The sequence below is a fragment of the Coprococcus sp. ART55/1 genome, assembly GCF_000210595.1.
GTDB classification, from domain to species: Bacteria; Bacillota; Clostridia; order Lachnospirales; family Lachnospiraceae; genus Coprococcus; species Coprococcus aceti.
Genome location: NC_021018.1, coordinates 1433295 through 1439760, shown reverse-complemented (window position 1 = coordinate 1439760; position 6466 = coordinate 1433295). Strand labels below are relative to the sequence as shown.

Genomic DNA, 6466 nt, shown 5'->3' with positions numbered 1-6466 from the left:
ATGTGGGTATAATGTACAAGAAGCTGAGTACGATGATTCGTATGATATTTCCCGGGATATCTCAAGCGAAAGACTGTTGATATTTTCTGCCAAAGACCTGCATGGTGGACTGCCTGAGGATAAGCTGAAACATATCAGAACAGATCTGCCTTTGTACATATCTATAGACAAAGACGTCCTCGGAACAGAATACACGGAGACGAACTGGAGTCAGGGGGATATGTCAATCGATGGACTTGAACGTCTGCTCAGTGTCTTTCTTGGCGGTCAGGGTGAAGAAAAAAATACTGACGCTTGTCGTAATGATGAAAGATATGCCGGTGGTATAAGACATTCAAGAATATTGGGCGTTGATGTATGCGGAGAGGTTCAGACAGATATTTCAGTGCCTGAATATCTTGAGGCGGAGGAGAAGAATGAGAAGGTCAATATCGAACTGTTTCGGTTTATATCGGAGCATGTGAAGAAATTCAGATAGTATTAGATATAATAGTTGTATACAATTATGAGTTAGAATAGAAAAATGTAGAAAATGGAAAACTAACAACGAGAAAATTAGAAAGCGTAAGGTGAAAATATGGAGGAGATTCAAAAGCATCTGTTTGAACTACAGGATATGGCATACAGAGATTTTCACAGCAGGCTTATGCCTGACACCGACAAGGAGACTGTCATAGGCATAAGAGTTCCCGTGCTCAGAAAATATGCAAAGAGTATAGCTGGAACAGAACTGTCAGAAAAGTTTATAAAAGAACTTCCACACCATTATTACGAGGAAAACAATCTTCACATGATGCTCATAACCAGGATAAAGGACTATGATAAATGTCTATCAGAGGTAGAGAGATTTCTTTCGTATATAGACAACTGGGCAACCTGTGATTTTCCGGCACCGAAGTGTTTTGAAAAGCACAAGGAAGAACTGCTACCGGTCATCAAGCGCTGGATTGCCTCAAGCGAGACCTATACTATAAGGTACGGAATAGGAATGCTCATGAGACTTTATCTTGACGAGGATTTTGAGCCTGAGTATGTGAAGCTTGTGGCGGGAGTTGAGTCTGATGAGTATTATGTCAACATGATGATAGCGTGGTACATGGCTACAGCTCTGGCAAAGCAGTGGGATGCGGTAATTCCGTACATAGAAGAACACCGCATGTCCGACTGGGTTCACAGAAAGACAATACAGAAGGCTGTGGAGAGTTACCGCATAACTGATGAGCAGAAGAAATACCTCAAGGGATACAGGTAGTTTATCGCTTTTTAGCTGAAAAATGAAAAAAGATAAAAACGGTGCGTTATATAGCTGAGAGGCAAACTGTCAGCTATGACATAATCGCAACACAGGAAAGGAAAAATACAAATGACAACAAGAGAGGAAGCTTTGGCATACGGTCTGTCGTTTCCTGACACGTATCAGGAGGCGCCATTTCACGACCAGAATTGGCAGCTTGTGAGAGTCAAGGGAAGCAAGAAGGCATTCCTTTGGACTTATGAGAGGAATGGATATATCAATCTGAATGTGAAGGCTGATCCGGAAAGCCGGGATTTCTGGAGGCAGGCATTTGAGTCTGTCATACCGGGTTGGCATCAGAACAAAGAACACTGGAACACTATCATACTGGATGGAAGTGTGCCAGAGGATGCTGTGAAGCAGATGATAGCGGATAGCTATGACATAGTAACCTACAGTCCGACAAAGAGGATCTACGATGCGGTGAAGAAGATTCCGAAGGGATGTGTTGCAACATACGGCCAGGTTGCGGAGATGGCAGGTGACAGGAAGATGGCGAGAGCCGTGGGCAATGCACTTCATAAGAATCCTGATCCTGAGAATATACCGTGTTACCGAGTGGTGAATTCCAAGGGTGAGCTTGCGGGAGCATTTGCGTTCGGTGGAGCAAATGTCCAGGCGGACCGCCTGAGGGCAGACGGCATAGAGGTTGAAAATGACCGGGTAGACCTGAAGAAATATGGAATGAAAAACTGAGTCGCAATACAGACAGAAAGGCAATACAGAATCATGACATCTGATAACACAAAGACAAATGAAAATCAGAACAATCCCCTTGGATATGAGAATGAGGCACATCTGCTCACAACCTTTGCCATACCGTGTATCATATCCATGCTGGTGACAGCACTTTATAATATAGTTGACCAGATATTTATAGGACACGGAGTGGGAATGCTTGGAAATGCTGCGACAAATATAGCATTTCCTCTTTCAACGGCATGTACTGCGATATCGCTTCTTCTTGGCATAGGAAGTGCGACCAGCTTTTCTTTGAAGCTTGGTGCCGGAGATGAGAAGAAGTCGGCTGAGGCAGCAGGAAATGGAATCTGTCTCATGGCGATATTTGGCGTGGCACTTTTCCTTGTGACGACAATATTCTTGACACCTATGCTAAAGGCATTCGGCGCAACTGACAAGGTTCTGCCATTTGCACAGGAGTACACAAGGATAACAGCGATAGGTTTCCCATTCCTGATAGCGAATACCGGAATGAGCAAGCTGATCATGGCTGATGGAAGTCCGAGGTATTCAATGATATCCATGCTGACAGGTGCCATCATCAACACTATACTTGATCCGATACTTATATTCGGGCTCGATATGGGTATGCGCGGTGCGGCGCTGGCAACTATCACAGGACAGATCATATCATTTGCCATAAGCCTCAGATATATGTTCCATTTCAAGACAATACATCTTACCAGGGAAAGTTTTGTTATGCGAGGAGAGCCCTGCGGCAATATATTCAGATTCGGTGCGTCGGCGTGTTTCAATCAGATAGCCATGGCGATAGTCCAGGTTGTCATGAACAATACTTTGTCAAGATACGGAGCACAGTCGGTGTATGGAGGCGACATACCACTTGCGTGTTCAGGAATAATAAGCAAGGTAAACATGATATTCATGGCGATCGTTATAGGAATATCACAGGGAACCCAGCCGATCATAGGCTTCAACTATGGCGCAGGAAAGTACAGGAGGGTGAGAAAGACTTATCTTCTGGCGCTGGCAGCAGCATCAGCTCTGTCGGTGGTGGCATTTGCAGCATTCCAGATATTCCCTAGACAGATCATAAGCGCATTTGGAGAGGGAAGCGAGCTGTACTTCCAGTTTTCAGAGAGATACTTCAGGATATATATGTTTCTTACCATCGTAAATGGAATCCAGCCGGTGACATCAAACTTCTTCAACTCTATAGGAAAGGCGAGACTTGGTGTGTTCATGTCACTCACAAGACAGATACTATTTCTGCTTCCTCTCATCATCATATTCCCTATATTCATGGGGATCGATGGTGTCATGTATGCGGGACCGATAGCGGACGGAATAACTGCGATTGTCTGCGGTGTGTTTACGGTGAGGGAACTTAAGGAACTGACTTCTATAGACAGAGATGCACATGAAAAAGCCGTGAAAATATAGACGATAATCAGGATCTATATATTGTGCATAGAACTTATCGTGCTATAATTGAGAAAAATATCAATAAACATAAAGAGACGGCATTCGACAGACGATTTTGTGGTACTGAAAGACTGCGTGGATGAATCTGGACGAATGATGAAAGAAGGATAATCAATTATGACACTGAGAGATTTGAAGGTAGGACAGAGCGCCAGAATAAAGGCCGTTGGCGGTGAAGGAGAGCTAAGACAGCATTTTCTTGACATGGGTGTTATACCCGGTGCGGAGCTCACCCTTGTGAAGCTTGCTCCGATGGGCGATCCTATGGAGTTTCAGATCCATGGATATGAACTTACACTCAGACTGGCTGATGCAGAGCAGATAGATGCAGAGCAGATAGAGACAAGATCCAGAGCTCACACCAGAGTTGAGATCATAGAGGAGAAGGAACATCCAGGACTTGGCGAGGAAGGAAAATATCACGTCAAAGGGGATGGTGATCCGCTTCCAGAAGGAACAAGACTTACATTTGCCCTGGTTGGCAACCAGAACTGTGGAAAGACGACTCTGTTCAATCAGCTTACAGGATCAAATCAGCATATAGGCAATTTCCCTGGAGTAACTGTCGACAGAAAAGATGGTCCGATAAGGGGCAGGGAGAATACTTCCGTGACGGATCTGCCTGGAATATATTCGATGTCTCCTTATAGCAGCGAGGAGATCGTGTCCAGAAACTTTGTGCTTGATGATCACCCAAAGGCTATCATCAATATAGTAGACGCTACTAATATAGAGCGAAATATGTATCTCACAATGCAGCTTCTTGAGATGGAGATACCGGTTGTCGTCGCACTCAACATGATGGATGAGGTCACAGGCAATTCGGGTTCCATAGATGTAAATGGGATGGAGGCAATGCTTGGAACCCCGGTTGTACCCATATCTGCGGCAAAGAACGAGGGCGTGGATGAGCTTGTAAGACATGCTATACATATAGCCAAGTATCAGGAAAAGCCTGGAAGACAGGACTTCTGTGATGAGAATGAGTTTGGCGGAGCAGTACATAGATGTATACATGCTGTGGCGCATCTCATAGAGGACCATGTAAAGGCAGCAGATCTGCCGCTTAGATTCGCTGCGACCAAGATCATAGAGGGAGATCATCTCATACTTGAAAGGCTTGGACTTGATGAGAACGAGAAAGAGACGATAGAACATCTGATAATCCAGATGGAAAAAGAGAGAGGACTTGACAGGAGTGCAGCCATAGCTGATATGAGATTTAATTTCATAGAAAAGGTATGTGAAAATTGCGTAGTTAAGCCCAAGGAGAGCAAGGAGAGGATCAGAAGCGAGAAGATAGATCGTATCCTCACCGGAAAGTATACAGCAATTCCGTGCTTTATCGGTATCATGCTGGCGGTGTTCTATCTGACATTTAACGTGATCGGAGCTGGACTTCAGAAACTTTTAGAGATGGGGATAGATGCGCTCACGGTTCAGGTGGGAAAGCTTCTCACCGCAGCAAATGTAAATGTGGTCGTCAAGAGCCTTGTTATGGATGGAATATTTGCGGGTGTCGGAAGTGTGCTCAGTTTTCTTCCGATCATAGTGACTCTGTTCTTTTTCCTGTCGCTCATGGAAGACAGCGGATATATCGCCAGAGTTGCATTTGTCATGGATAAGCTGCTAAGGAAGATCGGACTTTCCGGCAAGAGCATAGTTCCGATGCTGATAGGCTTTGGCTGTACGGTTCCGGCCGTCATGGCAACCAGGACACTCCCGAGTGAGAGAGACCGAAAGATGACTATTCTGCTCACTCCATACATGAGCTGTTCGGCTAAGCTTCCTATATATGCGTTCTTTGTAAGCGCATTCTTTCCTGGAAAGGGCGGTCTTATTATGGCAGGGCTTTATTTCCTTGGAATTGCGATAGGAATAATTGTGGCTATGGTTTATCGGAGCACATTGTTTAAGGGCAATGCGGTTCCTTTTGTCATGGAGCTTCCAAATTACAGACTTCCGGGTGCGAAGAACGTAGGCCAGCTCCTGTGGGAGAAGGCAAAGGACTTTCTTCAGAAGGCGTTCACAGTTATATTTCTTGCAACTATATGTATCTGGTTCCTTCAGAGCTTTGATATGCACCTCAATATGGTGAAAGACTCGCAGGACAGCATACTTGCTGCGATAGCCGGACTTTTGGTGCCGATATTTAAGCCGCTTGGACTTGGCGACTGGAGAATATGTACGTCGCTCATAAGCGGTATCATGGCGAAGGAGAGTGTGGTATCCACACTTGAGATATTGTTTAACGGATCAGTGACCGCAGCTATCACAACCAGGGCTGCAGCATCGCTGCTCGTATTCAGCCTGCTTTACTCGCCTTGTATAGCAGCCATCGCCTCCATCAAGAGAGAGATGGGACATCGCTGGGCTGTCATGGTAGTGATCTGGCAGTGCGTTGTGGCGTGGCTTGCGGCATTTGTGGTGTATATGATAGGGGGAATACTGTGATAAATGCCTGGCGTATGTCTGGTCTGATACATTCTGGAATATGTCTGGTACTAGGGTATTATCACACCAGTTTCTTCTCCGTCCACTTTCCGCTTCGCCAGCGCAGGACCATACCAACTGCGCGTACACATTCGTCACAGGTAAGGCCTATGTAGGCGCCGGTTGCAAGGAGCCCAAGGTGCAGGCCGAACATCCATGTACCGCCGACAGCACACACGTACATAAAGACAGCTGCTATGACGGCCGGGAATACCGCATCTCCGCTGGTCTTTAAGGCCTGGCCGTAGACAAGGTTTGTAACTCTGCCAACCTCGAGGATGATGTCAATAGCAAGGAGCCTTGTGACAATATGTACCATGTCCGGGTTGTCGGTGAACAGTTTCATGGCCCATGGGGCTGTGACTGCAAATAAAGTTTCAAGACAGGTCGCCACGATCACACCGATGATGGCGGCCTTTTTTGTATCTCTTTTACATGCATCTATATCGCCGGAACCGATATGCCATCCTGTCATGATGGCATTTGCCTGGG

At 45.7% G+C, this 6466-nt stretch carries 5 protein-coding genes and 1 pseudogene; 5 read left to right on the top strand and 1 reads right to left on the bottom strand.

Going from position 1 to position 6466, the window contains the following annotated elements; genetic code table 11:
* The 5 genes and pseudogenes from CCU_RS06670 to feoB all read left to right on the top strand — a co-directional run.
* A pseudogene (locus CCU_RS06670) lies at positions 1-478 on the top strand (arginase); the annotation flags it as partial.
* A gap of 99 nt (positions 479-577) precedes the next feature.
* Positions 578-1252: a DNA alkylation repair protein gene (locus tag CCU_RS06665; RefSeq protein ID WP_015534044.1), complete on the top strand. Its 675-nt coding sequence runs from the start codon at positions 578-580 to the stop codon at positions 1250-1252.
* A 111-nt stretch (positions 1253-1363) separates the two neighbouring features.
* Positions 1364-1990: a methylated-DNA--[protein]-cysteine S-methyltransferase gene (locus CCU_RS06660; RefSeq protein ID WP_015534043.1), complete on the top strand. Its 627-nt coding sequence runs from the start codon at positions 1364-1366 to the stop codon at positions 1988-1990.
* A 33-nt stretch (positions 1991-2023) separates the two neighbouring features.
* Positions 2024-3439, top strand: a complete 1416-nt coding sequence (locus CCU_RS06655) for an MATE family efflux transporter (protein WP_015534042.1) — start codon at positions 2024-2026, stop codon at positions 3437-3439.
* A gap of 159 nt (positions 3440-3598) precedes the next feature.
* A complete protein-coding gene (gene feoB, locus CCU_RS06650; protein WP_015534041.1) occupies positions 3599-5935 on the top strand; it encodes a ferrous iron transport protein B in 2337 nt (778 codons plus the stop codon).
* Positions 5936-5996: 61 nt separating this feature from the next.
* Here feoB and CCU_RS06645 read toward each other — a convergent pair.
* On the bottom strand, positions 5997-6466 hold a 470-nt coding region (locus CCU_RS06645; protein WP_243440868.1), incomplete at its 5' end, for an MATE family efflux transporter.